The organism is Phytoactinopolyspora mesophila (genome assembly GCF_010122465.1).
GTDB classification, from domain to species: domain Bacteria; phylum Actinomycetota; class Actinomycetes; order Jiangellales; family Jiangellaceae; genus Phytoactinopolyspora; species Phytoactinopolyspora mesophila.
Genome location: NZ_WLZY01000006.1, coordinates 76,101 through 99,185 on the forward strand (window position 1 = coordinate 76,101; position 23,085 = coordinate 99,185).

The 23,085-nt window shown below is 65.6% G+C and carries 25 protein-coding genes and 2 tRNA genes; 19 read left to right on the forward strand and 8 right to left on the reverse strand.

The annotated features are described in order from the left end of the window. Entirely contained in the window at nt 1-201 is a 201-nt protein-coding gene (locus F7O44_RS29680; RefSeq protein ID WP_222851452.1) for a PIN domain-containing protein, read from the forward strand. An 81-nt stretch (nt 202-282) separates the two neighbouring features. Here F7O44_RS29680 and F7O44_RS17520 read toward each other — a convergent pair whose 3' ends face one another. Next, complete coding sequence (locus F7O44_RS17520) at nt 283-687, reverse strand: aminoglycoside phosphotransferase/kinase family protein (protein WP_162451583.1); 405 nt, start codon at nt 685-687, stop codon at nt 283-285. Next, complete coding sequence (locus F7O44_RS17525) at nt 674-1,150, reverse strand: hypothetical protein (RefSeq protein ID WP_162451584.1); 477 nt, start codon at nt 1,148-1,150, stop codon at nt 674-676. Before F7O44_RS17525 ends, F7O44_RS17520 begins: the two co-directional genes overlap by 14 nt. Before the next feature lie 739 nt (nt 1,151-1,889). Between F7O44_RS17525 and F7O44_RS17530 the strand changes: the two genes are divergently transcribed. Further along, nucleotides 1,890-2,642, forward strand: coding sequence for a class I SAM-dependent methyltransferase (locus tag F7O44_RS17530; RefSeq protein ID WP_162451585.1), 753 nt, complete (start codon nt 1,890-1,892; stop codon nt 2,640-2,642). Between the two features lie 479 nt (nt 2,643-3,121). Here F7O44_RS17530 and F7O44_RS31200 read toward each other — a convergent pair whose 3' ends face one another. Continuing rightward, nucleotides 3,122-3,244: a hypothetical protein gene (locus F7O44_RS31200; RefSeq protein WP_281353597.1), complete on the reverse strand. Its 123-nt coding sequence runs from the start codon at nt 3,242-3,244 to the stop codon at nt 3,122-3,124. Here F7O44_RS31200 and F7O44_RS17535 point away from each other — a divergent pair, their 5' ends adjacent. The 3 genes from F7O44_RS17535 (at nt 3,245) to F7O44_RS30445 (ending at nt 4,674) form a co-directional block, all read left to right on the forward strand. After that, complete coding sequence (locus F7O44_RS17535) at nt 3,245-3,511, forward strand: hypothetical protein (RefSeq protein ID WP_162451586.1); 267 nt, start codon at nt 3,245-3,247, stop codon at nt 3,509-3,511. It begins immediately after the preceding gene. Nucleotides 3,512-3,516: 5 nt separating this feature from the next. Continuing rightward, nucleotides 3,517-3,804 carry a winged helix-turn-helix domain-containing protein gene (locus tag F7O44_RS17540; RefSeq protein WP_162451587.1) on the forward strand — a complete coding sequence of 96 codons (288 nt, stop codon included), beginning with the start codon at nt 3,517-3,519 and terminating at the stop codon, nt 3,802-3,804. 573 nt (nt 3,805-4,377) lie between these two features. Next, on the forward strand, nt 4,378-4,674 hold the full coding sequence (locus F7O44_RS30445; protein ID WP_246221192.1) for a hypothetical protein: 297 nt from the start codon (nt 4,378-4,380) through the stop codon (nt 4,672-4,674). A gap of 226 nt (nt 4,675-4,900) precedes the next feature. Here the strand turns inward: F7O44_RS30445 and F7O44_RS17550 are convergent, their stop codons facing one another. Continuing rightward, nucleotides 4,901-5,668: an inositol monophosphatase family protein gene (locus F7O44_RS17550; protein ID WP_162451589.1), complete on the reverse strand. Its 768-nt coding sequence runs from the start codon at nt 5,666-5,668 to the stop codon at nt 4,901-4,903. After that, nucleotides 5,655-6,575, reverse strand: a complete 921-nt coding sequence (locus tag F7O44_RS17555; protein ID WP_246221207.1) for a DUF5919 domain-containing protein — start codon at nt 6,573-6,575, stop codon at nt 5,655-5,657. The genes F7O44_RS17550 and F7O44_RS17555 overlap by 14 nt, the downstream gene beginning before the upstream one ends. A 121-nt stretch (nt 6,576-6,696) precedes the next feature. Between F7O44_RS17555 and F7O44_RS17560 the strand changes: the two genes are divergently transcribed. The 6 genes from F7O44_RS17560 to F7O44_RS17585 all read left to right on the forward strand — a co-directional run bounded on the left by F7O44_RS17560 (nt 6,697) and on the right by F7O44_RS17585 (nt 12,102). Continuing rightward, on the forward strand, nt 6,697-7,137 hold the full coding sequence (locus F7O44_RS17560; RefSeq protein WP_222851453.1) for a hypothetical protein: 441 nt from the start codon (nt 6,697-6,699) through the stop codon (nt 7,135-7,137). 240 nt (nt 7,138-7,377) lie between these two features. Then, nucleotides 7,378-8,901: an FtsK/SpoIIIE domain-containing protein gene (locus tag F7O44_RS17565; RefSeq protein ID WP_162451591.1), complete on the forward strand. Its 1,524-nt coding sequence runs from the start codon at nt 7,378-7,380 to the stop codon at nt 8,899-8,901. Continuing rightward, complete coding sequence (locus tag F7O44_RS17570) at nt 8,901-9,176, forward strand: hypothetical protein (RefSeq protein WP_162451592.1); 276 nt, start codon at nt 8,901-8,903, stop codon at nt 9,174-9,176. The genes F7O44_RS17565 and F7O44_RS17570 overlap by 1 nt, the downstream gene beginning before the upstream one ends. A gap of 4 nt (nt 9,177-9,180) precedes the next feature. Continuing rightward, nucleotides 9,181-10,725, forward strand: a complete 1,545-nt coding sequence (locus tag F7O44_RS17575) for a replication initiator (protein WP_162451593.1) — start codon at nt 9,181-9,183, stop codon at nt 10,723-10,725. Nucleotides 10,726-10,741: 16 nt separating this feature from the next. Next, complete coding sequence (locus F7O44_RS31970) at nt 10,742-10,939, forward strand: excisionase family DNA-binding protein (RefSeq protein ID WP_162451594.1); 198 nt, start codon at nt 10,742-10,744, stop codon at nt 10,937-10,939. Beyond that, on the forward strand, nt 10,939-12,102 hold the full coding sequence (locus F7O44_RS17585) for a site-specific integrase (protein WP_162451843.1): 1,164 nt from the start codon (nt 10,939-10,941) through the stop codon (nt 12,100-12,102). Before F7O44_RS31970 ends, F7O44_RS17585 begins: the two co-directional genes overlap by 1 nt. 81 nt (nt 12,103-12,183) lie before the next feature. Here the strand turns inward: F7O44_RS17585 and F7O44_RS17590 are convergent. Next, nucleotides 12,184-12,257 (reverse strand) — tRNA-Gly (locus tag F7O44_RS17590). A 63-nt stretch (nt 12,258-12,320) separates the two neighbouring features. Between F7O44_RS17590 and F7O44_RS17595 the strand changes: the two genes are divergently transcribed. Together F7O44_RS17595 and tig are read left to right on the forward strand one after the other, a co-directional pair. Then, nucleotides 12,321-12,396 (forward strand) — tRNA-Pro (locus F7O44_RS17595). A gap of 102 nt (nt 12,397-12,498) precedes the next feature. Continuing rightward, nucleotides 12,499-13,920: a trigger factor gene (gene tig / locus F7O44_RS17600; RefSeq protein ID WP_162451595.1), complete on the forward strand. Its 1,422-nt coding sequence runs from the start codon at nt 12,499-12,501 to the stop codon at nt 13,918-13,920. Between the two features lie 246 nt (nt 13,921-14,166). On the opposite strand, the gene F7O44_RS17605 is transcribed toward tig, so the two are convergent. Continuing rightward, nucleotides 14,167-14,370: a hypothetical protein gene (locus F7O44_RS17605; RefSeq protein ID WP_162451596.1), complete on the reverse strand. Its 204-nt coding sequence runs from the start codon at nt 14,368-14,370 to the stop codon at nt 14,167-14,169. 1 nt (nt 14,371) lies between these two features. Between F7O44_RS17605 and F7O44_RS17610 the strand changes: the two genes are divergently transcribed. The 3 genes from F7O44_RS17610 (at nt 14,372) to clpX (ending at nt 17,184) form a co-directional block, all read left to right on the forward strand. After that, nucleotides 14,372-15,007, forward strand: coding sequence for an ATP-dependent Clp protease proteolytic subunit (locus tag F7O44_RS17610; RefSeq protein ID WP_425501394.1), 636 nt, complete (start codon nt 14,372-14,374; stop codon nt 15,005-15,007). Between the two features lie 39 nt (nt 15,008-15,046). Further along, nucleotides 15,047-15,655: an ATP-dependent Clp protease proteolytic subunit gene (locus F7O44_RS17615; protein WP_162451597.1), complete on the forward strand. Its 609-nt coding sequence runs from the start codon at nt 15,047-15,049 to the stop codon at nt 15,653-15,655. Between the two features lie 227 nt (nt 15,656-15,882). Beyond that, complete coding sequence (gene clpX / locus F7O44_RS17620; RefSeq protein ID WP_162451598.1) at nt 15,883-17,184, forward strand: ATP-dependent Clp protease ATP-binding subunit ClpX; 1,302 nt, start codon at nt 15,883-15,885, stop codon at nt 17,182-17,184. 10 nt (nt 17,185-17,194) lie between these two features. Here the strand turns inward: clpX and F7O44_RS17625 are convergent, their stop codons facing one another. Continuing rightward, nucleotides 17,195-18,589 carry a sodium:solute symporter family protein gene (locus F7O44_RS17625; protein WP_162451599.1) on the reverse strand — a complete coding sequence of 465 codons (1,395 nt, stop codon included), beginning with the start codon at nt 18,587-18,589 and terminating at the stop codon, nt 17,195-17,197. A gap of 231 nt (nt 18,590-18,820) precedes the next feature. Between F7O44_RS17625 and F7O44_RS17630 the strand changes: the two genes are divergently transcribed. From F7O44_RS17630 to F7O44_RS17640, 3 genes are all read left to right on the forward strand, one after another. Next, entirely contained in the window at nt 18,821-20,377 is a 1,557-nt protein-coding gene (locus F7O44_RS17630; RefSeq protein WP_162451600.1) for an N-acyl-D-amino-acid deacylase family protein, read from the forward strand. A 122-nt stretch (nt 20,378-20,499) separates the two neighbouring features. Next, nucleotides 20,500-22,083, forward strand: coding sequence for an ABC transporter substrate-binding protein (locus F7O44_RS17635; protein WP_162451601.1), 1,584 nt, complete (start codon nt 20,500-20,502; stop codon nt 22,081-22,083). Next, the gene (locus tag F7O44_RS17640; RefSeq protein ID WP_162451602.1) at nt 22,080-23,084 is read left to right on the forward strand and encodes an ABC transporter permease; all 1,005 of its coding nucleotides are present in this window, start codon (nt 22,080-22,082) and stop codon (nt 23,082-23,084) included. Before F7O44_RS17635 ends, F7O44_RS17640 begins: the two co-directional genes overlap by 4 nt. Nucleotide 23,085: the final 1 nt, after the last annotated feature.

The window sequence follows — 23,085 nt, forward strand, 5'->3', positions numbered from 1 at the left end:
GTGTCGAGGTTCGTCGTCGTGCTGGACGCGTGCGTCCTTGTGCCGATCAGTCTTGCGGACACATTGCTGAGAATCGCCGAGGTGGAGCTGTATCGGCCTGTCTGGTCGCAGAAGATCCTCGACGAGGCACGAACTGCGGTTCTCGGGATCCATCCTGATGAGGACCCCACGGTCGCGTGGACGCGCGGTTACATTCGATGAACGACACGTTCGAAGACGCGAGCCCGGTGCGCGTCGGCCCGCGCGACGTTCGGGCGTGCCCAACGCTCAGACAGGTCCTGATCATTTGTGGAACGCGGCTCGGGTCGCGGCTGCAGCGGCGCGGATGTATTCGGGATCGAACCACTCGACCTCACCGCCGTGGTGCCTATCGATGTAACGCCGATAGTCGAACGCCATGAGGTACAGCGGCCGTATGCACATCACCGCCCCGAGTCGGTCGAGTTCCTCGTCGGTCAGCTCGACGTGTCGCCGGTATGCGTTGACGCCCGCGTCGATCAGTTCCTCATTCAGCCAGGTGCCCCACATCAGGTAGGCGAAGTCGACGAGTCGCGGACCGCGCCCAGACGCCTTCCAGTTGATCGCGACGGGTCCGTGTTCGCTCACGACGGCGTGATCGGGGGCGTGGAGGAGGTTGCCGTGGAGCAACGCCTCGGGAAGGCCGTGACCGTCGTCAGCCGAGCGCATCTGGGCGCGGATCTGCGCGAATCGCTCGCGATGGGGGAGAGATCGGCGTACTTGACCGCGCCGCGCTTCCGTCGAACTCAGATCCAGCACCGCCGTCGAGCGCGAGGCGTTCCGCGGGGTAGTCGTGCCGCTCCAGGAATCGCAGGATCGCGGCGTCGCCCTCGACGCCGGCCCTCGGACGGGCGGGAGGGAACGCACGCGCGATCCACGGGTCGCCGTCACGCCTGTCGATGCGGAAGACGTAGGTCTTGTGCACACTGACCTTCGTCGCCGCGACCGGGTGGATGCCGTAGCAATCCCGAAGATGGGCGAGCAGGCGGTCAGCGGCGGGTTCGTGGTTCATGCGGGTACCGAGGCCCTCGAGATCGGTCAGCGCTTCGGTGTAGCGCTGCCCGGTTTCTTGGGCGTGGCGCCGGACAACCTTCTTGAAGCTGGCGTCCCTGGTCATGGGAACAAGCCTCATCTGAACACCTTCGTCCCCCAGCGACGCGGTGTTGGAGAATGGCTTGTGACGTCGACGACCGAGAGGGCGATTTCCCCTTCGCCAATGGAACCCCGGCTGGGGTGGATGTTCCACAGCTCGGCGACTGGTCGCCGCCGTGCAGGCACTGTCGCAGAGCAGCCGTGCATTCGTCAAGGACTGCACCCGGTACCGGTCGCGGGCGAGACGGTGTCACTGAACGCGCGGTGCCGCGCGGCATCCGGGACGGCGCTGGGTCACGACTGCGCCGTAGCCGATGGGGCTGTTTGAGAACGTCGTGAGGTTCACATATCAAATCTACTCGTGATTCTTTGTCATGTAGTGCGAGATCTCAACGCGAGTTGGTGTGATCGGCATCCTTACGTCATCTCAACGTAGAGCCTTGTTCCGTTGAGATGACGTAAGGATGCCGAACGAAGCGGCGGTCGCGTGGATGCGCGGTTGCATTCGATGAACGACACGTTCGAAGACGCATTCGTCGCTGGCTGGGAACCTCGCGCATGGCGGCATCAACTTGCGTGACGAGAATGAGCGCCACGTCGTCCCACCGCATGCGCCGCGAACACCGCGATCAAGTGCATGGGCGCCGCTACCGCAACTACCGGCAATACGAGGCTCGTATCCTGCTACCCAGCCATCGGCCGACACGCCGATGGCGACACGTTTGAATCAGCAGGCCACCACAGCCAACTGCGGATGAGCCGGAAGGAGGAGGCGTTTCATGAGTGAAGCGTTCTACTCGCACGCGACGCTGTACGACCTCATGTTCCCGGGCGGCGTGCCCGCGGTCGACTTCTACCGCACCGAGGCCAATCGGCGAGGCGGGCGCGTATTCGAACTCGGGTGCGGCACCGGGCACAAGCTGATCCCCATCGCGTCCGACGGGCATCCGTGCGTCGGTCTGGACTTCTCGTCAGACATGCTGGCTGAGGCTCAGCGCAAGGCGAACGAGTGCGGTGTAGCGGTGGAATGGGTGCAGGGCGACATGCGAACCTTCGATCTGGACCGCACATTCGACTTCGTGTTTATCGCAGCCAATTCCTTACTGCATCTGCATGAGGCTGAGGATCTGGTGAGCTGCTTCCGGTCGGTTCGAAGACACCTGGCACCTGGAGCACGATTGGTCTTCGATGTGTTCAACCCAAGCGTGCGCCTACTTGCTGAAGCCGATGGCGTGCGTCGCACCCGGGAGTCGTTGTCGTTCTTGGACCCTGACCGTGGCAACGTTAGCGTCGATGTCGCTGAGGTCTACGATGCGCCCGCGCAAGTGACTCGCGGGACGTGGTACCTCTCGACTAGCTCCGAGCCCGACTTCGTCGTCGCACCGCTGGAAATCAGGAGCATCTTCCCGCAAGAGCTGCCGCTGCTCCTCTCACTCGGCGGCCTTCGGCTCGTCGAGCGCTTCAGCGACTGGTCCAGTCGACCATTTGCCGGTGATGCGGCGCTTCAACTCTGCATCTGCGAATCCGCGTGATTGAAGAAGCGGCGGCACGGGCAATCGCCGACGCTATGGATGCCCTGGCTGGCGCTGACGACGGCGAAGGGGAGGACTCCGAATGACCACTACTGTGGCCCGTGCGTGGCCCACGACATGCGAAAGCCCGGCTCAGTCTGACTGGCCGGGCTTTCCTGGTGCGTCGTTGACCTGCTGTTTTGCTGTGGAGCGGGTGACCGGGATTGAACCGGCACAACCAGCTTGGAAGATAACGTCCGACCCGACTTGGCGCGGATGGCGTGAGCTGTGGCGGCATTCTCGCTGGTAAACATGCGCCCGCTGGCCGCATGTGACCGTTGTTGTCCCGGGTTTGCCGATCGATCGGGCACGTATCGGGCACGCGAGCGCACCCGTTCTACAGAAGAGGACTTCAGTTCAGGCGGCCCCGCCAGGAGTAGCACCTCCGTGGCGGGGCCTCGACCGAACCTAACTAGGAGGTTCCGGCCGTGCATCAGAATCTACACACCTTCTCGTGTACTGCTCGACGTGACGATGATCTCTGGATTGTCGAGTGTGTCCAGCACCCGCACGTACGTACGCGTGGGCGTCTTCTGGCCCAGGCCACCAGACGTCAACGGCACGTGCTTGCGTCCGCTGTGGGTGTGCCGGTGGCCAACCTGACCGTTGATGTGCAGCCGCTGCTGCCCGATGCGGTCAGGGATCACATCGCTCGGGCGTGGAAGCTGCGCACCACTGCTGCGTGGGCGAATCGTGAGGCTGCCGCCGCTCGCCGCGCCGCTGTTAGTGCGCTGGCGGCTGAGGGGTTGTCGTTGCGCGACATCGGCACCATCCTCGGAGTGTCCCACCAACGCGCCCACCAGCTCCTCAACCAACCGGCCGCGCGGTGAGCGCGATGACACGCGAACCGGTCAAGCCGTTCGAACCTGATCGGGGTGGTCCGGGCTACTTGTTCGCGAAAGTGGCTGATCACATCGAGGCCCGTATCCGCTGCGGTGAACTCTCGCCTGATGGGCGACTGGCAGGCGAGCGGGCGTTGGCCGAGGAGTACGGCGTATCGCTTGGCACTGCCCGCCGCGCGGTCGCTGAACTGCGTGAGCGCGGCCTGGTCGTGGTGCTGCCTGCGAAGGGGACGTATGTGGTCCCGGCCGGTGGCGTCGGCCAGGGGCCGCTTTTTGCCTGACAGCGCGGCAGATCATGGGGGGTGCTGAGCCGTGCTCCTCTTGGCTGCCCTCATTCTGAGGCGTCCTCCTCGTAGCTGCCGGTCCTGTGGGCGGAGCGGGCCGGGTCAAGGGTCGAGCTTGCGAGATCGCGAAGCGACTTTGCCCTTGACGCGGGACGCGATGCTCAGAGGATGGCTGCAACGAGGGGGATGCCGATTGGGCGAGCTTTCAGTTCGGCTCTTGTAGGTATCGATACTGCGACCAGGCCGCCCGGTCGCGCCCGGAACGGCCGCCAGGCCGCACGCCCGGCGCAGGCCGGGCGGTGCGGCGCGTCAGCGCCGCCTTGATCTCTAAGAGGTCAACTCGGCAAGTTAGGCGGGGCGTTCTGTGAAGATGGCCGCGACTTCGGACTGCGATGTGATCCAGGCGCATAGGTCCGGGTCGACCCAGCGAGCGAGAGTCTTGAGGTCGGCAAGGTGTTGTTCGAGGGGCATACGGTATACCGGCTCATGATGTGCGATGCGGTTGCGAAGACGGTGAAGACGGGTGAGGCAATCGTGTAGCGGCCTGCGGCGCGGCTGATGTGGAAAGCCATGGCGCAGGACTGGTTTCCAGAGAGTGCGGTCGTACTGCGACGCCACAAGGTAGCGCCAGAAGCCGAAACTGAGCTCGGCGACTATCCGGCCGGGGTCGGCCTGTTTTCCAGTGCGTTTGAGACGCTTCCGCGCGGTGAGGATGTCCTCACGGTGGTGTTGGGTCAGGACGCGGCCGGGGTCGTCGAACCAGCGGTCATGACCGTGCGTCGTGATGCACCAGGCCGTGAGCTGGGCATGCATGGCGTTGCGGACGAGCACTTCGATGTGGCTAAGGTCGAGCCAGAAGGCGGCTGAGATAGTGGCATTCCACTCATAGAGTGAGATGGCGGCTTGAAGGTCGCCACCGACATGCGTGCGGTAGGGCGACAGGCGCTCTCGGGAGAGTGCCCGTTCAAGACCGTCAGGGCGGCGGTTGTTCATCCGTGCTGCCTTCCGTATACTTAATGACGAAGACCCCGGTCGCCGCTGCTTTGCATGCCGCCGGGGTTACTGCTTTCTGGGGCTGTTGCTCTAACCGTCTTCATGCGCCGATCAGGGCAACCAGCGCGCTATGCACCCTGGGGGCGGCAGCCAGGACGTCCGGCCCGGTCAGGGTGTACGGGCTGCCGTCGTGGTGCGTGACGATGGCACCGGCGGTCTGGGCGAGTGCGATGCCTGCGGCCATGTCCCATGGCTTGTTGGAGTGCACAACAACTGCGTCGATTCGTCCGGCCGCGAGCCATGCGAGGTCGGTTGCGGCTGACCCGAGCATCCGGATGCGGCCTACGTTGTCGGCGAGGTTGGCGATTGTCGCCAACCGCTGTCGATTCTTGTTACTGCTGGTGGGGCCGGTGGCGAAGTCGCCGACTGCGACCAGGACCTCATCAACGGTTTCTGTCTGGCTGGCACGGATGGATCTGTCGTTGCAGTACGCCCGGCCGTCGCGCGTCGCGTACCGTTCGCGGTGGGCGGGCAGGGCGATCTCTCCGTGTACGGGGGTGTCTGCTTCGATGAGCGCCAGCGCTACTCCGAAGTTGGGTAGGCCTCGGCTGAAGTTCGTGGTGCCGTCAATCGGGTCCAGGCACCAGTAGGGATCTGGTGGCCCGCTGTGGCCACGCTCTTCGCCGAGGAAGCCGATGTCAGGTGTGAGGTCGCGTAGGAGCGTGCGCAGCTCGTCTTCGATGGCGAAGTCGGTGGCTGTGGCGTAGTCCCGATCGGACTTGTATGTGCGTTCAAGTGCGCGACTTCGGCCGAGGATTTCCAGCGCCTGGTCGATGGCGGCAGTCGAGGCGTGTTCACGCGTGAACATCGTGTCCGGCGTCCCAAGCTTGGGTGAATACGTGTCCGAAGATCGGGAACAGGCCGTGGGGCTCGTGTTCGTTGGCCTCGATGACGAGCGTTGGTGAGTCCAGGCCTCGGGCGTCATGGAGATAGGGCTGCACTATCGCGCGGTAGCCGTCAACGATGGTGATGTTGAAGCGCAGAGTCTCGTCATAGGTGCGGATCTGGAGCCGTTCGACGGCCTGCGGCGACAGCTGGTCGGTGAGCCGGAGAAGTGCGTGCATGTTCGTACGCGTCAACTCGGCTAGGTGCCCGGCTGGCATACCTTCTTCGTCTTCACGCGCCCGAATCGATGTGCCGTCTGGGTCGAGGAACAGGCACCGCAGATGTAGACCGTTCTCGATCAGTTCGGCGAGCGTGACGTCTGAGATGCCTTGGCAGACTGCGTTGAGACTTAGTCCCATGACGTCGGCTCGATCCGCTGCGGCGAGAGTTCGCACAAGCGGCATTGCTGCCTGGGTCTCTTCCCGAGTCGAATATACCGCCACAATGTCCTTCACCGCTGGCGCGTCCATGGGGCCGCCTCGGGGTGAGATTCGGGCGTTCACGAGCGTTTCAAGTCGGGTGACTGCCGCACGAAGCTCGCCCACTTCGTCGCCTTCGGGAGTCTGGGGCAGCTCGACCTTGGCCGCGGGCTCGGTTACCCCGAGCGGCTGATCCAACGACAATGAGTAAAGCGCGGCGGATGCCAGCACGACATCGGCCGGTGGTCTCGTCCTGCCTTTGATCCAGTTGCTCACAGCAGACTCGGAGTAGGCGCCGGACTCCGGTCCAACCCCCGCATCCTTCAACGCGGCCGCCAGGGCCGAAGCTCCACCGGCCGCGCGGCGAGCCTCCATCAACAGGCCCCGAATAACCGCATCCCAAGAAGTCATCACGGGTTCGATGTTCCCACAACTCGTTCCAGAAGCGAAGTCCCGGTAGTGAATCGCTTGACAAGCGAATCGCTTTTAGGTGTACTGGTTGCTAGTGGAGCGATTCACGCTCCTGGAGCGATTGCCGGAGGCGGTCATGGCGTTGCAGGGTGCTATCCCGGTGGAGTTTGGTGTGGTGTTTCCGCATGGTGCGTTTGTGATCGGTGAGGTCACGGCGGAGGCGGATTTTGATGCGTCGACGCGGGACAACCGGGTGCAGAAGCGGGACAAGGTCAGCGGGTTGCCGGTGTGGCAGGTGCCGGTGATGGATGCCGACCCGGAGGCTCGTAAGGGGCAGCGTGAGTTGACGGTGAAGATCGCGGCGGAGGTGCAGCCGGTGCCGCCGGAGATCTTGAACGGGACGCCGTTTCGCCCGGTGGAGTTTGAGGGGTTGACGGTGACGCCGTATGTGGACACCAACGGCCCACGTGCACGGCAGGCATTCAGCTTCCGGGCGTCGGGGATGCGCAAACCCGGCAACAAGCCAGCGGCGAAGGATGCGGCTGCGCGGGATGCGGCCTGACCCACATAGACCGGCGCGGGGATCAGACCGGCTACCAACCTTTGATCCCCGCGCCTTCCAACACCCCCAGCTTGGAGGGATCGGCATGTCCAACCCTACCCACCACCACCACGAGCAGACGTGGACTGAGCCGCTGTTCACCTTTGGTGTCAGCAACGGCGTCACAAGGCCGGGGCTGTTGTTTCCCTGTGCCGGCTGCCACGCCCTGACCGTCACCGAGCCCGGCGAGTGGTGCGCTGATTGCGCCGAACCATCGACCCGCCCAGTCCGAGCCGGCCGACGTTCCACCGGTTCGGAGAGGGGGCGGTCGTGATGGGTGCCCACTACGCCAACGACCCGGCGCACGGGGATGAGTACTACACCCCACGCCGTCCCGGTGATGACGACCCGCTGATCATCTCGGTGGTCAAGCTCGTGTTCATGCTCGCAGCGGTACCGTTCGTGCTGCTGTGGCGCCACCCGGTCGCGACCCCGACCATCGTGGTCGGGCTGTGGCTGCTGTTCTTCCACGGCGTGGCGTTCACTGTCCTCACCCTGACCCTGATCGCGGGACTGGTGGTCTGGTACTGGCGTGCTCCGGACAGCTTCGAACGGTTCGTGGTGCACCAGGTGCGTGCCTGGTGGCGACGCTGGCGCGTCTACTCCCGGGGCTGGTCGTCGGCGATGCACATGTGCGGCCTGGCGAAAGGGTGGGGCGCGAAGCAGTACGCCCCCCACGTGATCACCGTGCGCTGTGATCCGCACACCGATCACGTCCGGGTGAAACTGCTCCCCGGACAGACCAGCGACGACTTCGCCGCCCGCGCGGACGCGCTCGCCGCCACCTTCGGGGCGCTCGCCTGCCGGGTCGAAGAAGACAAGCCGGGGGTGCTGTGGTTGCGGTTCGTTCACGCCGACGCGCTACACGAGCCGGTACCGCCGTTGGAGCCGGATGACCCGGTAGCGCTCGATGCGCTGACCCTCGGTACCACCGACACCGGTGCCCCGTGGCAGTTGGGCCTGCCCGGCACCCATGTCCTCGTTGCTGGTGCGACCAACTCGGGGAAGGGGTCGGTGATCTGGTCCACCATCTGCGCCGTGGCCCCGGCGATCCGGGACGGGTGGGTGCAGGTGTGGGCGGTTGACCCGAAAGGCGGCATCGAACTGGCCCCCGGCGCGGGCATGTTTGCTCGCTTCGCCCACGAACCCGAAGCGATGGTCCAGCTCATCGAGGAGGCGGCGGGGTTGATCCGGACTCGCGCCGATGCCATGCGCGGACACACCCGCCAACACACCCCGACCACACGTGATCCGTTCGTGCTGCTCATCATCGACGAACTGGCGTTCCTCACCGCATACATGCGCGACCGGGCGTTGACGAAACGCCTCGCGTCGGCCCTGTCGGTGGTGCTGTCCCAAGGCCGCGCGGCCGGGCTGTGCGTGCTCGCGGCGGTGCAAGACCCACGTAAAGAGATCGTGAACATGCGCGATCTGTTCCCCACCCGCATCGCGCTACGCATGACCGAGGCCGATCAGGTGGACATGGTCCTCGGCGACGGCACCCACCACCGCGGCGCCCACTGCGAACGCATACCCGAACACACCCCAGGTGTCGGGTACGTCGCCGTAGATGGGCGCGCCGAACCCATCCGAGTCCGCGCGGCCTACCTCGCCGACGACGACATCACCACCCTGTGTGAACGCTTCGCACCCCACCGGTCCACCGCCAGGGCATCCGGTGGCCCGGTGGTGCGGGCTGTCTCGACAGAAGCGGAGGCGGCGTGATGAGCATCCACATCGACCACGACCACATGATCAGCCGCGCGAGCACGCACCACGCTCGCCGTGTCCACGGGCACGACTGGGAAGTGTCCTGGCTACCCGAGCAACAGCTCACCCGTAACAAGGCGATCACCGCCATGACCCTCGCGGAGATCGTCGCGACCAAGACCGCCGACGGTGGGCTTCACTGCGATGACCCGGACTGGTCACTCATCGACACCCTCGCCAGCGAACTCGGTCTCACCGGCCCCGCCGCCGTCGCCTCCCTCGGAGCGTGACCCCATGACCACGCCGACCCTGGACGACGACACCATACGCGGGCTCGCCGTCGCCGAGAAGGTGTGTGTGCGCCCGATCCTGTCCAAACTCACCGACACTGAGACCGGTGACACCCGCACGGTGCTCATCCCGTGCGGAGCCACCCGCGAACAAGTGTGCCCGTCCTGCGCCGACCGCGCGCGGAGACTGCGCATGCAGCAATGCCGGGAAGGGTGGCACCTCAGCGAAGAACCCACCACCGACAACGACGAAAGCCAGGACGACGACGACACCGACGAGGACCAAGGCGAGGGCGACGGCGATGGGGCGGGGGAAGGTGGGGTGCGTCGGGTCCGCTCCACCCGCCGCCGCGATGACGCCGACGACCTGCCACGTCCGCCGAAGCAGCACACGACTCTCGGCCGCAGCTTCGACACCCCGGACGGCAAGACCTACCGGCCGTCGATGTTCCTCACGTTGACGATGCCGTCCTATGGGCGGGTGACCCGTGAAGGCGTTCCCGTCGATCCAGGCTCGTATGACTACCGGCAAGCGGCGTTGGATGCGCTGCACTTCCCGAAACTCATCGACCGGTTCTGGCAGAACCTACGCCGCGCCACCGGTGTCCCGGTGCAATACTTCGCCACCGTCGAACCACAACGACGACTCGCCCCGCACCTGCACGCCGCCGTCCGGGGCACCTTCCCACGTGCCCTGATCCGGCAAGTCGTCACCGCGACCTACCACCAACTCTGGTGGCCCTCCTTCGATGAGCCGGCCTACGTGGACCGGCTACCGGTCTGGGACGAGCACGCGTGCGGCTACGTCGATCCCGACACCGGGGCCTCGTTGCCGACCTGGGACGAAGCCCTCGACCAACTCGACGCCCACCCCGACGCCGAACCGGCGCACGTGGTCCGGTTCGGTACCCAGATCGACATGCAAGGCATCCTCGCCGGAACCCCCGCCGCCGACCGACGCGTCGGCTACCTCACCAAATACCTGACCAAGAACATCGCCGACGACCTCAACGACGATGGCGAAGTCTCGGCGGCCCGGCAAGCACATATCGATCGGATCGCCGACGAAGTGCGTTGGCTACCGTGTGCCCCGACGTGTGCGCACTGGCTCCGCTTCGGCGTGCAACCGAAGAACACCCGACCCGGGCAGGTACCGGGGCTGTGCCGGTCCAAAGCACACGACCGGGACCACCTCGGCCTCGGCGGCCGCCGCGTCCTCGTCTCCCGGAAATGGACCGGCAAGACGCTAACCGAGCACAAAGCGGACCGGGCCGCCATTGTCCGGACTGTCTTGGAAGACGCCGGTATCGATATGGACGACCATGGCGAGTTTTCGGCAACCGCCACCCGAGCAGACGGCCTACCCCGCTACGTCTGGTCACCCGTCCGCCCCGGCGAGGCAGACGCGCCGTCGTATCTGCGGCTCATCGCCCACGCCATCAACCGAAGACAGGCCTGGCGCGAGCAATACGAACAGGCCAAACAACGCGCCGGACCACCCGACCCGAATCTTTCGGCAACCATCCCCGGAGCCGCCACAGCGGCATGATCGAAAGGAACCGACCATGGAACGTCTACTCACCGTGGCTCAAGCCGCCGAGCTGCTGGGGACCACAACTCGGTTTCCACGGCGACTGATTGCAGAGCGCCGTATCCGGTTCGTCAAGATCGGCCGACATGTGCGGATACCTGCGTCGTCGCTGGTCCAGATGGTGGAGGCGGGCACAGTAGAGCCTCGCCGGTCGTGTCGGCGGGCGGCGTGATGGCGAAGGCGAAACGACGGTTCGGGCGGGTGCGGAAGCTGCCATCCGGGCGCTATCAGGCGCGCTATTTGGGGCCGGACGGACTGGACCACCCGGCACCATCTACCTTCGCAACGAAGACCGATGCGAACGTGTGGCTGACGGAGAAGGAAGCCGAGATCCGGCGTGGTGACTGGATCGACCCCGAATCCGGCATGGTTGCGCTGGCGGACTACGGGAAGGCGTGGATCGCTGAGCGGCCGAACTTGAAGCCGCGCACTGTGGCCCTCTACGAGACGCTGTTCCGGATCCACGTTGCGCCAGACCTTGGCTCGTTCGGGCTGCTGGAGATCACACCGGGACGGGTGCGGACGTGGCGGAAGGACCGGCTCGACGCGGGCACGGGTGCAGTGACGGTGGCCAAGTCGTACCGGCTGCTGAGCGCGATCATGAACACGGCCGTGCGGGACGGCCTGATCCGGCGTAACCCGTGCCAGATCACGGGTGCGGGACACGAGCCGAGCCCGGAACGATCTACCGCGAGTCTGACCGACGTGTTCGCTTTGGCAGACGCGATCCAGCCTCGGTATCGGTTGCTGGTTCTCCTTGCGGCGTTCGGAACGATGAGATGGGGCGAGCTGCTGGGCCTGCGCCGTAGTGACATCGACCTGGACGGCCGCATTATCCAGATCAGCCGGTCGGTTCAACAGATCTCGGGTGCGCCCGTGGTGACATCGCCCAAGAGTTGGGCGGGTCGGCGCCGGGTTGCAGTTCCTGAGGCGATCGTGCCCGAGATGCGGTGGCACCTGCGGGTGTTCGCGGAGCCTGGGCCGGACGGGCGTGTGTTCCTCGGTCCGAAGGGCGCTACGCCAAGCCGGACGAACTTCCATCGGATCTGGCGTCGGGCGACTCATGAAGTCGGCCTGCCCGAACTTCACTTTCATGACCTGCGGCATTCCGGTGCCACATTGGCGGCTAGTACCGGAGCGAGCCTGCGTGAGCTGATGCAACGGCTGGGTCACTCCAGCGCACGAGCGGCGCTGATCTATCAGCACGCCACCAGCGACCGGGACCGCGCCATCGCGGCCGGTCTGGATTCGTTGATCGCCGGTATTGGGGCCGCTGACACTGGCGAAGGTGACGACGAAGGTCCGCCGCTCGTCGGTGCTCGATCGGGCACGTGACGGGCACGAGGGGTTGAGAGGAGGTGAGACGATGAAGGCCCAGGCTCGGCGAAAACTCCGCCTGACCTGGGCCTTCGTGCGTGGAGCGGGTGACCGGGATTGAACCGGCACAACCAGCTTGGAAGGCTGGGGCTCTACCATTGAGCTACACCCGCGTGGGGCTCGTGGCCCCGCGGTAAAGACTATACCGTGTTCTGCCGTAGACTTGTCCGGGCGCCCGGGGCGTAGCGTAGTGGCTAGCGCGCCTGCTTTGGGAGCAGGAGATCGCAGGTTCGAGTCCTGTCGCCCCGACCAGCCAGCGGATATGGTGGTGGGTTCCGGTTCACGGAGCCCGCCGCCGTGGCCGTGACACAAGCCACCTAGACATAGGCCACCCATCACAGGAGACACGTCAGCGTGAAGAGCGTCGTCGAGACCCTCAACCCGACGCGGGTCCGGCTCGCGGTGGAAGTTCCATTCACCGAACTTGAGCCGAACATCAAGTCAGCTTATAAGCGCATCGGCGGCCAGGTGAGTATCCCTGGCTTCCGCAAGGGAAAGGTGCCGCCGCTGGCTATCGACCAGTTCGTGGGCCGCCCGGTGGTGCTCGAAGAGGCCATCAACGACGCCATTCCCAAGCTCTACGGCGATGCGATCCGCGAGAACGAGCTGCAGCCCATCGGGCAGCCCGAACTCGACGTCTCGGAACTCAACGACGGCGAAGAGCTGAAGTTCACCGCTGAGGTCGCGGTCAAGCCGAAGATCGAGCTGCCCGAGTGGGAAGGCCTTGAGATCCAGGTCGACGACCTCGAGGTGACCGACGAGGACGTCGACGAGCGTCTCGGGTCGCTGCGTGAGCGGTTCGGCACCTTGGTGGGTGTCGAGCGTGCTGCCGCGGACGGCGACTTCGTGCAGATCGATCTCAACGCCACCGCTGACGGTGAGCCGGTCGAGGGTGGGCAGGCCACCGGCGTGTCGTACCAGATCGGCAAGGGCGGCATGATCGATGGCCTCGATGAGGCTGTCACTGGGCTCTCGGCCGGCGATACGACGACGTTCCGAACCACCCTGGTGGGCACCCACGAGGGCGAGGAAGTCGACGTCGAGGTGACTGTTACCGCGGTCAAGGAGCAGCAGCTGCCCGAGCTCGACGACGATTTCGCCCAGCTGGCCAGTGAGTTCGACACGCTGGACGAACTCAAGGAAGACCTGCGTGAGCAGGCGCTGCGGGCGGCCCGCATCGAGCAGGCCACGGAGGCCCGCAACAAGGTCCTCGAGGCGCTGATCGAGAAGTCCGGGGAGATCCCGGTGCCCGACGAGATCGTCCAGGCCCAGGTCGAGCAGCACTTCAGTGACGGCCACGGCGACGACGATCACCGTTCGGAGTTCGAGGAGCAGTTCCGGCAGAACCTCGTCCAGCAGTTCGTGCTCGACGAGCTCGTCAAGAGCGAAGAGGTCGAGGTCTCGCAAGAAGAGCTGACCTCGTACGTCGTCCAGCAGGCGATGCAGCGCCGGATGGACCCGAACCAGCTGGCGCAACGACTTGTCGAGAGCGGGGAACTGCCGTCGGCGATGGCCGACGTGCGCCGCGGCAAGGCGCTCGCCCTCGTTGTTGAGAAGGCGTCCATCACCGACGCATCTGGACAGGCGGTAGAGCTTGACCGGTTGCTCGAGGACGGCTCGCTGGCCGAAGAGGGCGAGGACGTCGAGGGCGCCCCGGCCGCCGATGTGTCGTCGGTCGAGTTCGCCGAGCTGGACGAGTCGGCCGACGCCGACGAGGCCGGCGAAGAGACTGCGGCCGCGGACGGCGACGAAGAGCAGGACGAGTCGAAGTCCTGAGCCTTGCGTCGTTGCGAGCGCTGATTTCTGAATGATCAGGTGGTGAAGCTGACCCCGCCTTGGCCTGGTCTGGCAGTTGTGCCGGATCCGTCATGGGCGCGGCTGGCTTCGCCACCTGATCTGCGTTTCGGCGCCTGATCATTCGCCGGGTATCCGGTGCGTGGTCAGATGACAGGCACGGCCGGATCTCGTCACATCCGCACACCTGATCGCCATCAGGCGGACGATCAAGTGACAAATCGGAGATCAGGTGACACAGCGGCGCACGCCGACAGCGAACAGGGGCGTTCCGTGGATGGTGGACGAGCTCTGGTTGGTTAGTGTCAGAGCATCGACGTCGACCTGTGGCTCATCCGGAGCGACTCCGGGGCGGGCAAGGCCGGCATCGATCGAGACAATTGCCAGCGACAACCTATGACCACCATCTTCGAGAGCCTTGAGGAGTTGCACGGTGAACCCACGTCTCGAGACGCCTGGTTCCGTCTCTGCCCCCCAGGCCCACTCGCCGTCTCCGGCGAACATGGGCCTGGACGATCACATCTACAACCGGTTGCTTCGTGAACGCATCATCTTCCTCGGGTCCGAGGTGCGTGACCAGAACGCCAACGCGATCTGTGCCCAGCTGCTCCTGCTAGCAGCGGAGGACCCGAGCCGGGATATCCACCTCTACATCAACTCTCCTGGCGGTTCCGTCTGGGCCGGCATGGCCATCTACGACACCATGCAGTACATCAAGCCCGACGTCGCCACCTTCGCGATGGGCTTCGCGGCTTCGATGGGCCAGTTCCTGCTGTGTGCAGGCGCTCCCGGCAAGCGCTACGCGCTGCAGCACGCCAAGATCCTGATGCACCAGCCGTCCGGCGGCGTGGGAGGCACGGCCAGCGACATCATGATCCACGCCGAGTCGCTGTTGAGCACCAAGCGTGAGATGGCACGGCTGATCGCTCAGCACACCGGCCGCACCACCGAGGAGATCGAGCGCGACTCCGACCGGGACCGGTACTTCACCGCCGACCAGGCCCGCGAGTACGGCTTCGTGGACCAGGTGATCACCAGTGTTTCCGAGCTCCCGAGCAACGGTTCCTGAGCTGCCTCCGCGCCCACCGAGACGAAAGAGACTTCCGCGATGAACTACTACATCCCGCAATGGGAGGAGCGCACCTCCTACGGTTTCCGACGTATCGACCCGTACGCGAAGCTGTTCGAGGAGCGAATCATCTTCCTGGGCACTCCCGTGTCCGACGACGTCGCGAACGCGGTCATGGCCCAGCTGATCTGCCTGGAGTCCATGGACCCGGATCGTGACATCGAGATCTACATCAACTCGCCCGGCGGTTCGTTCACGGCGATGACGACCATCTATGACACGATGCAGTTCATCAAGCCCGACGTCCGTACGGTCTGCATGGGGCAGGCGGCCTCGGCGGCCGCCGTGCTGCTGGCAGCCGGCGCGCCTGGCAAGCGGCTGGCGGTGCCCAACGCGAGGGTGCTGATCCACCAGCCGGCCGTTGGCGAGGCCATTTTCGGCCAGGCCAGCGACATCGAAATCCAGGCCAACGAGATCCAGCGGATGCGGACGCTGATGGAGCAGATGATCTCGAAGCACTCGAACAAGACCCCCGAGGAGGTCCGCTCGGATGTCGAGCGTGACATGATCCTCACGACGCAGGAGGCCATCGACTACGGGTTGGTCGACAACTTCACGGCGTCACGCAAGGCCAGTCTGACGAAGTAGAAGATATGTCCGGGTGCGCCGACATCGATCCCGGCCCGGGATCCGGGCTCGGGTGGGCATGTTGCCCGCCGAGCCGGTCCCGGGCGGGTTCGATCCCGAACGCGACGCGCCCGATAGGTAGGGTTGGGTGCCACATGGCCGGGAAAGGATGTACCGTCGAAGGACGCGCACGCGACTCGTTCGCGGTAGGCGGGCAAGACGGCACCTGAGACGGAAGGACGAACCGCGTGGCACGCATCGGCGACGCCGACCATCTGCTCAAGTGCTCTTTCTGCGGCAAGAGCCAGAAGCAGGTCAAGAAGCTCATCGCAGGGCCTGGGGTGTACATCTGCGACGAGTGCATCGACCTGTGCAATGAGATCATCGAGGAAGAGCTCAGCGAGAACCCCGAGGCCGGTGGCCTGTCGAGCTTGCCGAAGCCGCGTGAGATCTACGAGTTCCTCGAGCAGTACGTCATCGGCCAGGAGTCAGCCAAGAAGGCGCTGTCCGTGGCCGTCTACAACCACTACAAGCGGGTGCAGGCCAAGCAGTCGGGCGCGATGCGCACGTCGGACAAAGAAGAGGCCGTCGAACTCGCCAAGTCCAACATCCTGCTGGTCGGCCCCACCGGCTGCGGAAAGACGTATCTGGCTCAGACTCTGGCCAAGATGCTCAACGTGCCGTTCGCCATTGCCGACGCCACCGCGCTCACCGAGGCCGGCTACGTCGGTGAAGACGTCGAGAACATTCTGCTGAAGCTGATTCAGGCGGCGGACTACGACGTCAAGAAGGCCGAGACCGGCATCATCTACATCGACGAGATCGACAAGATCGCCCGCAAGAGCGAGAACCCGTCGATCACCCGGGACGTCTCCGGTGAAGGTGTCCAGCAGGCACTGCTGAAGATCCTCGAGGGCACCACCGCCAGCGTGCCGCCGCAGGGCGGGCGCAAGCACCCCCATCAAGAGTTCATCCAGATCGACACCAGCAACGTGCTGTTCATCGTCGGTGGCGCATTCGCCGGCCTGGAAGACATCATTCAGCAGCGGGTAGGCCGCCGCGGGCTCGGCTTCGCGGCTGACATGAGCGGCAACGACGACAACTCCACGAACGAGATCCTCGGCCAGGTCATGCCTGACGACCTGCTGAAGTTCGGCTTGATTCCGGAGTTCATCGGCCGGCTGCCGGTGCTGACCACGGTCAACCCGCTTGATCGCGAGGCGCTCATCCGGATCCTGTCCGAGCCGCGCAACGCGCTGATCAAGCAGTACAAGCGCACGTTCCAGATCGCGGACAACATCGAGCTCGAGTTCACCCCCGAAGCCATCGCCGCGGTCGCGGACCAGGCGTTGCTACGCGGCACCGGCGCGCGGGGCACCCGCGCGGTGGTCGAGGAAGTGCTCCTCGACGTCATGTACGAGGTCCCCAGCCGTGAGGACGTGGGGCGTGTCGTGATCGACCGCGACGTGGTGCTGCAGAACGTGCTGCCCACCCTGGTCCCCAGAGAAGCGCCGCAGCGTCGCCGTGATCGCCGGGAGAAGTCGGCCTGAGCCTGGCGCGCTAGGCGTCGAACACCGACAGCTGTTGTTCGCTCGGCTTGCGGGTGAACGCGCTGACGACGACCATTACGGCCAGCGAGAGCACCAGCGCGGGCACCATGGGTGGCAGGCCCAGCGGGTCGTCGAGCTGATACCAGATCAGCGCGGTGCCGCCCCCGGTGACGACGCTGGCGGTTCCGGCCGCCGCGGTGGCGCCGCGCCACAGGTACCCGGCGTACAGAGGGACCAGAAGTGCCGCGGCATACATCGTGTAGGCGAAGACGACGGCGGTGACGATGTCCGGCATGGCGACGGCGAGGCCGAAGCTCAGCAGGGCGAACACGACGACGGCCGCCTGGCCCACCTTGCGCAGCTCGATGGTGGACGCATCGCGGCGGATCAGCTGCCGGTAGAGGTCGCGGGTGAGGTTGATGCTGGCGCTGAGCAGGATCGAATTGGTGGACGTGACGATGGCCGCGGCCACGGTCGCTAGTAGCAGTGCGCCTACGACGGCAGGCATCAGCTCGGTGACCACCGTGGCGAAGACGTCGTCGGGCAGCACATCCGGGCCGAGCACGGCCTGTCCGCCCCAGCCGAGAAGAGCAACCATGCAGTATCCGGCCAGCGCCAGCGGAATGAGGAGGGTGAGTGCCTTCTTCGCCACCCGTTCGTCGCGGGCGGAGAACACCCGATTGAAGATGATCGCCTGCGAGACGGCGGTGGTGCCGAAGACGGCGATGGCCATATTGAAGGCACCGAGTCCGTCGGTGTTGGTGAAGGGCTGGAAATAGCCGTCGGGCGTGTCCGCGCCGAGAATGCCGAAGCCGCCGTGGTTGTTGAAGAGCAGGATGACCCCCGCCAGCAGGCCACCGAAGATCAGCAACGCCTGCAGGCTGTCGGTGAAGGCGACCCCCTTCATCCCGCCGAACAGGGAGATCAGCGTGAACGCTACGACGCCGATGACCATGGCGGGCACCCGAGTGAGGTCGGTGAAGGTGGTGAGGATCCCGGCGATCGCCAGGATCTGGACGGTGACGATCGCGATGTCCCCGATGATGATCATCACCGCACTGACATAGCGGGTGGAGTTGTCGTAGCGGATGGCCAGCAGGTCCGGAACGGTGAACTGCCGCAACTTGCGGCTGCGTTCGGCCATCACCACCGTGGCGAAGACGATACCGAGCACGCCGCCGATCCCGCTGAACCACCAAGCCGCCCCCATCGCGTAGAAGCTCCCGGTCCAGCCCACGACAGTGGCGCCACCGATGTAGGAGGCGAACAAGGTGCCGACCAGGACGGGCAAGCCGAGGCTACGACCAGCCAGAGCGAAGTCTTCGACTCCACTGATGTATCGCCTGAAGTAGACGCCGATGGCCACGATGATCACCAGGTAGATGGTGATCGTAGCGACGTACATGCCAACCTCCCATGCTTGACCGGCATCCGGCCGGCTAGTTCAGCGCTGACAATTATGCAGTTAAGTCAGAAGTCAACCGCATTGGCTTCGTCGCGATGGACAGGGTGATCGGAGCGAACCTGGACGATCGCACGACGCCGGCGGTCCAGGTGTCGTCGGAGCCGACGAACCCTCTGGCTTCGGCGGCCCATACGGTGTGCCTGAGGCGATACCGGAGAGGAGCTGGCATCTATGACAGACCGGCTGGTTTTGCGTGGCGGCACTGTGTTCGACGGCCTGGGTACACCCGGACGCCGCGGCGACGTTCTCGTCGAGGGCGGCAAGGTGCGCGACATCGGTGCTGTCGAAGCCGCCGGCGCCAGGGAGATCGACTGCGACGGACTGTACGTCACGCCGGGGTTCATCGACGCGCACTCGCACAGCGACCTGGTGCCGGGTATGGACGAGCCTCAGCCGTTCAAGCTGTTCCAGGGGGTGACCACAGAGATCGCCGGCAACTGTGGGTTCAGTTTCGCTCCGCTGACCCCTGACTCGGCGGTGGTGGTGCGCGAGATGTTCGGAGAGCTGGCCGGGGGCGTCGAGGTGCCGGTCGGCTCGTTCGCCGAGTTCCTGGACACAGCCCAGCGCGACGGGCCGACCAATCACATGGCGTACCTGGTGGGACACCACACGTTGCGGTTGAGTGCTAACGGCGCCGATGAGGAGCTCCGCCCGGGCGCCGTCGAGACGATGCGCGATCTGGCCGCGGAGGCCTTCGAGGCCGGCGCCGTCGGCTTCTCAACGGGGCTGATCTACCCGCCGGGGTGTTTTGCCGACCGCGCCGAAGTGGAACAGATCGCGCGGGTCGCGGGTGTGTACGGCCGGATCTACGCCACGCACATGCGTGACGAGGGACGCTTTCTCGAAGACGCGATCGACGAAGCCGTGGCCATCGCCCAGGCCGGTGGCATCCGGCTGCAGATCTCGCATTGCAAGGCGGCGGGGCTGCCGGCACATGGCAAGGCCAGGGCGTTGCTGGAGCGAATCGAGCGCGCCCGGCTCGATGGCGTCGATGTGGTCGGCGATCAGTACCCGTACCTGGCCGGCGGCACGGTGATGCTGGCCCTCCTGCCGAACGCCGCCGCGGCGGGCGGGGGCGGCGCGATGAAAGCCCGGCTGTCCGATCCGCTCCAACGTGCTCAACTGCGGAAAGCCGCTGAGCGAGGCAACCCCGGCGACGGCATGTGGGCCAGCACCGAAGCGGCGAAAGTCATCGTCACCACCCACGCTGACACCGCCGTAGTGGGACGCACCCTTGCCGAGGTTGCCGGCCCGGCGGACCCGTTCGATACCTTGTGTGACCTGCTGGTTGCCGATCCCGCGGCGGCCATCGTGCTCGAGATGATGGTGGAGGACGACGTCCGGGAGATCATGACCAGCCCACTGGTCGGTGTCGGGTCCGACAACGGTCCGCCGGTCGGGCTGCAGCATCCCCGTACCTACGGGTGCTTCCCCTGGCTGCTCGGCACCTACGTACGGGACGAGAAGGTCCTGAGCTGGGAAGAGGCGATACGGAAGGCGACGTCGCTGATCGCACGCCAGTTCGGGCTCGCCGGGCGTGGCGTCCTGTTGCCCGGTTGCCACGCTGACATCACCGTTTTCGATCCGGCACGGATCGGTCACCGTGGCTCGTATGTCCAGCCGGACATCACTCCGGACGGCATTCAAGCCGTACTTCTCGAGGGAACCCCGGTAGTGGTCGACGGCGAGTTCAGCGGTAACCGGGCCGGCCGGGTGCTGAAGGGCTGAGCGAGCGGCGGATAGGACACTCTGACGAGGTCTGCGCCGACGAGTTGTCTGATTCACCAAAGACTCGTGGCACCCATCCGGGCGAGGCTGAGCGGAAACCAACCGTTCGCGAGGGAGCCACCATGCGTATGGGTCCAACCATCGCGGTAGCCGGATCGGCCATGTTGTTTCGCGTAGCGTGTGGACCGGGCGGCGACGACGGCAGCGCCGAGTCGGATGAGGCCCGGAACACGACGTTCACCACGTCGATCCCGGCCGATCCCGGTGATCTGCATCCGCACATGACCACGCTGGCCGCGACCCGTGGGGTGGCGGCATACATGTATGACAAGCTGGTCTACTTCTCCATGGACGGTGAACAACTGCCCTGGCTGGCCGAGTCGTGGGAAGTCGAGCCGGACACTGTTACCTACACCATTCGGGCGGGCGTGACCTGCTCGGATGGTTCGCCCCTGACGGCGAGCGACGTAGCGGCCAACTTCGAGTTCATCGTCGATCCGGACAACGGTTCACCGGTGCGCGGGGTTCTGGTCCCGGCCGAGATGAACATCTCCGCCGACGACGAATCCAGGACGGTGACGCTGAGCATCGATGAGCCGGACCCGTTCCTCTTCCACAGCACCGGAGAGTTGTTCATCGCCTGCCGGGCCGGACTCGACGATCCCGATCTACTCACGGCCGGCGGGGTCGGCTCCGGCATGTACGAGCTCACCGAAGCGGTGCCGGACGACCGCTACATCCTCCGGCGCCGGGACGAGTTCAGCTGGGGTCCTGGCGAGATCTCGGCGGCAGACGAGGGGACGGTGGAGACCATCACCCTGCGCGTCATCGAGAACGAGTCGACCGCGGTCAACCTCTTCCTCTCCGGTGAGCTGGACGCGGTCACCGCTACCGGCGCCGACCGGCAGCGGCTCGAGGAGGAATACGAACAGGTAGCGGCCCGGGGCACGGTGGGTGAGCTGTTCTTCAATCAGGCCGACGGGCGTCCCGGCGCCGATCCAGAGGTGCGGGCCGCCCTGGCACAGGCGCTTGACTACTCGGAGCTCACGGCGGTGATCACCGGGGGATTTGGTGAGCGGTCGCGAGCTGTCGCCGCGATCGACCCGGTGGCCTGCGACTACGACGCGGTGGATGGCAACCTGCCGGCAGCCGATCCGGCCGCCGCGGACGCCGCGCTCGACGCGGCGGGCTGGGAGCTGGACGCGAGCGGTGTGCGGGCCAAGGACGGGCAGCGCCTGTCCATCGAACTGGTCTACAACAGCACGCGTGGCGACACGACGGCGTCGGCAGCCGAGCTGATCGCCCAGAAATGGGGCGACGTCGGGGCGGGTGTCACCCCGAGGGGGATGCCGCCGACCGAGTACAACGAGGTCATCTTCAGCACCGGAGCGTGGGACGCTGCGCTGCTGCCGATCAACGTACGGTTGCCGAGCCAGCTCGTTCCGTTCTTCTCGGGCACGGTGCCGCCCGACGGGGTGAACCTTGCCCACCTGGAGAACGACGCCTACGAATCCGCGGTGGCCGAGGCGATGACGCTGCCGGGCGAGCAGAGCTGTGAGCTGTGGCGGCAAGCCGAACAGGCCCTGTTCGACGCACACGACGTCCTGCTCTTCGCCGACGAGACGATTCCGACCTTCCTGCAGGGGGTCACGCTGGAGCGGGGTTCGGACGGGATCGTGGCGCCGACCATCCGCGTGGTGCCATGACCGCCTCGCCCGCGGTATCGGTAGTCACGGCGCGCAGACCGTTCACGCGGGTACGCAACCCGTGGGTGCTGTTCCTGACTCGCCGGGTGCTCAGGCTGCTCGTGTCGCTCGCTCTCTTGGTGACCCTCGCGTTCTTGATGATCCACCTGGTGCCGGGGGACCCAGTGCGCGGAGCCCTGGGGCTGACCGCACCGGCGGAGCTGGTCGAGGCCCGGCGGGAGGCACTGGGCCTGAACGACCCGCTCGTCGTGCAGTACTGGACCTACGTGACGTCGCTGTTCAGCGGCGACCTCGGAATATCGATGACCTCTGGGATCCCGGTGTACGACACGATCGCCCAGCGGTTGCCGGCGTCGGCCTCGCTCGGGCTGATGGCGTTCGTCGTCATCATGATGCTATCGATTCCGCTGGGCCTGTTCATGGCCGTGTTGACCAGGGGCGGGCGGCGACGCGGTGTCGAGCTGGGCTTCACCTCGACCAGCGCGACCCTGGCGGCGATCCCGGAGTTCCTTCTCGCGGTGGGGTTGATCTTCGTCTTCGGGGTCACCCTTGGCTGGCTGCCGGTGGCCGGGCGTGGGGGACCGGTCAGCTACGTGCTGCCAGTCATCGCACTGTCGGTGGGGCCGGCGCTGGTCATGGCCCGCATCGTGCGTGTTGAGGCGCTCGCGGTGCTGGAACAAGACTTCGTCCGGACCGCGCGGGCCAAGCGGCTGCCCCGATGGCGGGTCTACTTCCGGCACGCGTTCCCGAACGCCTTGACGTCCACGCTGACCATTAGCGGCCTACTGCTCAGCTCGATGGTGGTGGGGACGGTGCTGGTCGAGAACGTCTTCGCGTGGCCAGGGATGGGAATGACCATCGTGCAGTCGATCCTGGCCAAGGACTACCCGCTGGTCCAGGGCGCCGTGCTCGTGTATGGCGGGACCGTGCTGCTGGTCAACCTCGTTGTCGACCTCATGCTGGCCGTCGTCGATCCGCGTTCGACGATCAGGGAGGCGTGAC